The sequence below is a fragment of the Ochrobactrum sp. SFR4 genome (assembly GCF_019730395.1).
Lineage (GTDB): Bacteria > Pseudomonadota > Alphaproteobacteria > Rhizobiales > Rhizobiaceae > Pseudochrobactrum.
In genome coordinates, this window is the sequence record NZ_JAAPBB010000741.1 from 1 (window position 1) to 275 (window position 275).

The following is a 275-nucleotide window of genomic DNA, read 5'->3' on the forward strand; positions in this document are numbered from 1 at the left end:
CCAGTCTGGTGCTTGGTACCATTTTTGGTTTTCTGGATGTCAGCAGTTTTATAGCTGATCAAGGCTTGAGCAATATTACCGGCTACGGCATTGGTGCTGCAGCAGTAACTATTCTTGGTATTGCGGGATTGATACGCCTGCCATGGGTCATAGCAGGTGCTATTTTCAATGGCTTACTCGTTGCGGCTTTTGCTTATTTTGCATCCAACGGTATTCTGACAGGTGAGTTTACAGGGCAAACAGTGGTTGCCACGCCACTCTTGATGATCATTCTG

1 protein-coding gene is annotated in these 275 nt (G+C 46.5%); it reads left to right on the forward strand.

Annotation, left to right across the window (positions count from 1 at the left end):
• The coding region (locus tag HBA93_RS21040; protein ID WP_221724565.1) for a hypothetical protein at positions 1–275 on the forward strand (275 nt) is incomplete at both ends.